The following is a 2,968-nucleotide window of genomic DNA, read 5'->3' as shown; positions in this document are numbered from 1 at the left end:
TCCTCACCCGCAAGGGGCTCGACTGGACCGCGAAGTTTCGGGTCATCGCCGAGGCGGCATCGGCATTGCCCGATTGCCTGATCGATGGCGAGGCCGTCGTGCTCGATCGCGACGGCGCTCCCGACTTCGGCGCGCTGCAAGCGGCGCTGTCCGATGGCGGGACAGCAAAGCCCGTCTTCTTCGCGTTCGATCTGCTGTTCGCCGACGGCGCGGATTTGCGCGACCTGCCGCTCATCGAGCGCAAGGCCCGCCTGCGCACGCTGCTGTCGGGGTTGGCCGGCAAGACGGCGCCGTTGCGCTACGTCGAGCACCTCGAGAAGGCCGGCGACGCGGTGCTGCGCTCGGCCTGCCGGATGAAGCTTGAAGGCATCGTTTCCAAGCAGCTCGAAGCGCCCTACCGCTCCGGCCGCGTGGGCAGCTGGACCAAGGCGAAGTGCCGCGGCGGCCAGGAGGTGGTGATCGGCGGCTGGACCAGCGAGGGCGGCACCCGGTTGCGCTCGCTGCTCGCCGGCATCTACCGGGACGGCAAATTCGTCTATGCCGGCAAGGTCGGCACGGGCTTCGGTCAGGCGATGGCGAGCCGGTTGCTGGCGCGTCTGCGCAAGGTGGCACGCAACACGAGCCCGTTCGACATCGGGGCGCCGCGGCGGCAGGGCGCGTTCACCATCCACTGGACGGAGCCCAGGCTGATCGCCGAGATCGAGTTCGCCGGCTGGACCGCCGGCGGCAATGTGCGGCAGGCGGCCTTCAAGGGCTTGCGCGACGACAAGCCGCCGCGCGAGATCGGGATCGAAACGCCAGCCGAAAGGGTGGATGCGCCCGTGACTTCCAAGCGATCGCCACCGTCGAAACCATCGACGTCTTCCCGACGATCGACACCAGGCAGGCGATCGAAGTCCCACAATGCCCCGAGTGCGACGCCATCGCCGTCGACCGTGATGGGCGTGTCGATCTCCCATCCCGACAAGGCTCTGTGGCCGGACGAAACGCCGCCGATCACCAAGCTCGAGCTGGCGCGCTACTACGAGGCAATGGGCGCATGGATGATCGAGCACCTTGCCGGTCGTCCCTGCTCGATCGTGCGGGCGCCCGACGGCATCCATGGCCAGACCTTCTTCCAGCGCCATGCCATGCCGGGCACGTCGCACCTGCTGGAGCAGGTCAAGGTGAAAGGGGACCGCAAGCCCTACCTGCAGATCGACGCGGTCGAGGGGCTGATCGCCGTGGCGCAGCTCGGCGCACTCGAGCTGCATCCGTGGAACTGCCAACCCGGCCGGCCCGACTTGCCGGGGCGGCTGGTCTTCGACCTCGATCCCGCGCCCGACGTGGCGTTCGACGAAGTCGTTGCCGCCGCCGTGCTGGTCCGCCGGCGCCTGGAAGCTCTCGGCCTGGCGACTTTCTGCAAGACCACCGGCGGCAAGGGGCTGCACGTCGTCGTGCCGCTGACTGACGATGACAGGAGCCCCGACTGGGACGCGGCCAAGCTGTTCGCCAAGGAGGTTTGCCGCAGGCTGGCCGAGCAGGCGCCCGAGCGCTTCGTCCTCGCCATGGCCAAGAAGGAACGCGGCGGACGCATCTTCCTCGACTATCTGCGCAACGATCGCACTGCGACGGCTGTCGCGCCACTCTCTCCACGGGCGCGCCAGGGCGCCACCGTGTCGATGCCGCTCGGCTGGGCGCAGGTGAAGAAGGGGCTCGATCCGAAGCGATTTACGCTGCGCACCGCCGCGCCGCTGCTGCGCCGGAACAGGCCATGGGCGGACTATGCCGAGGCTGCGCGCCCGTTGCGCGGCGCGATCGAGCGCCTGATCGAATCGAGGAGCTGAAGGACACCGAAGCGGAAGGACATCCAAGATGGCGAAGTCGCGAACCAAGGCGTTGAAGCCCACCTGGGAGGGCCATCTCAAGCTGTCGCTGGTGACCTGCCCGGTCGTGCTCTATACGGCCATCGAACGGACGGCGGACGTCCATTTCAACCTGATCAATCCCAAGACGGGCAATCGCATTCGCATGCAGACGGTCGACGCCGGCACCGGTCGGGCCGTCGAGCGCGGCGATCTGGTGCGCGGCTTCGCCGTCGCCAAAAACCGGTACCTGCTGGTCGACAAGGACGAGCTCGAGGCCGTGAAGCTCGAATCGACGCGGGTCATCGACATCGAATCGTTCGTCGCGGCGCGCGACATCGATCGCATCTACTGGGACGAGCCGTACTATCTCGCGCCGGCCGGCAAGACGGGCATCGAGGCCTTTGCCGTCATCCGCGCCGCCATGGCCGAGCTGGACCAGGTGGCGCTGGGTCGTTTGGTGCTGCACCAGCGCGAGCGGCTGTGTGCGCTCGAGCCTCGCGACGGCGGCATCCTGCTGACGACGCTCAGGAGCTACGACGAGATTCGCGACTCCGGCGCCGTTCTCGATCGCCACCTGCCCAAGCCCGATCGCCAGATGCTGGAGATCGCCGAGAAGATCGTCGAGCAGCAGAAGGCCAAGTTCGATCCGACCACATTCGAGGATCGCTACGAGGACGCCCTGCGCGATCTCATCGCCCGCAAGAAGAAGGGCGAGGAGCTGGTCACCAGCGCCGAGCCGGAGGAGGGAGACAAGGTCGTCGATCTGATGGAGGCGCTCAGCCGAAGCCTGAGGGGCGATGGGTCGATCCGGCGCGACAAGGCCGAACGCTTCGCCGCGACCCGTCACCGGGCCGGGCCGGCACCCCGTCGCAGGAAACGTCGGACGTCCGCGCGCGCGGCGTGATGCGCAACCCGCCCCGCTTAGGTGGCGTTGTCTCTTCGATTGTCCTCGATCAACGAGGCCGGAGGTTTTGCATGAAAGCCGATCTCACGCCAACCGAGGCGCGCAGCGGCGTCATCAGCGGTCGTGTCATCACCGTTCTCGTTCTGTCGTTGGGAGGCGCAATACTGGCGCTTGGTGCCTTGTGGCTGGCCCTGGCGGCCTAGGGTATCGGGCACGA

3 protein-coding genes are annotated in these 2,968 nt (G+C 67.6%); 2 read left to right on the top strand and 1 reads right to left on the bottom strand.

From position 1 onward, the window contains the following. Positions 1 to 1,826, top strand: a 1,826-nt coding sequence (ligD, locus tag AB7O82_RS25490) for a DNA ligase D (protein WP_428620469.1), incomplete at its 5' end; no start/stop codon positions are given. Positions 1,827 to 1,854: 28 nt separating this feature from the next. Further along, a complete protein-coding gene (locus AB7O82_RS25485) occupies positions 1,855 to 2,751 on the top strand; it encodes a Ku protein (RefSeq protein ID WP_428620467.1) in 897 nt (298 codons plus the stop codon). 17 nt (positions 2,752 to 2,768) lie between these two features. Here AB7O82_RS25485 and AB7O82_RS25480 read toward each other — a convergent pair. Continuing rightward, positions 2,769 to 2,968, bottom strand: a 200-nt coding sequence (locus AB7O82_RS25480; protein ID WP_428620465.1) for a hypothetical protein, incomplete at its 5' end; no start/stop codon positions are given.

It is taken from the genome of Reyranella sp., from assembly GCF_050185545.1.
Classification (GTDB): domain Bacteria; phylum Pseudomonadota; class Alphaproteobacteria; order Reyranellales; family Reyranellaceae; genus Reyranella.
The sequence above is the reverse complement of the archived record's forward strand: the minus strand, read 5'-3'. Positions and strand labels throughout refer to the sequence as shown.